The 371-nt window shown below is 57.7% G+C and carries 1 rRNA gene; it reads left to right on the top strand.

Going from position 1 to position 371, the window contains the following annotated elements:
• Positions 1-67 (top strand): 16S ribosomal RNA (locus tag ACSNOH_RS35215); the annotation flags it as partial.
• Between the last annotated feature and the right edge of the window lie 304 nt (positions 68-371).

The following is a 371-nucleotide window of genomic DNA, read 5'->3' as shown; positions in this document are numbered from 1 at the left end:
ACTGGCGATTGGGACGAAGTCGTAACAAGGTAGCCGTACCGGAAGGTGCGGCTGGATCACCTCCTTTCTAAGGAGCATATGGCCGACTGCAAGCGAATGTCTTGCACGGTTGCTCATGGGTGGAACGTTGACTATTCGGCACAGTTCATGATCTCTCTGTTAGTACTGCTTCGGCGTGGAACACAGGATGGGTGAGTGGCTGGGCCGGGCACGCTGTTGGGTGTCTGAGGGTGCGAGCGTTGCTCGACCTTCTTGACGCCGGCCCCAGTGAAGCACTGCGTGAGTGGTGTGTGATGGGTGGCTGGTCGTTGCTTGAGAACTGCACAGTGGACGCGAGCATCTGTGGCCAAGTTTTTAAGGGCGCACGGTGG

This window comes from Streptomyces sp. URMC 127 (genome assembly GCF_051386535.1).
In the GTDB taxonomy this organism is placed as follows: Bacteria; Actinomycetota; Actinomycetes; order Streptomycetales; family Streptomycetaceae; genus Streptomyces.
The sequence above is the reverse complement of the archived record's forward strand: the minus strand, read 5'-3'. Positions and strand labels throughout refer to the sequence as shown.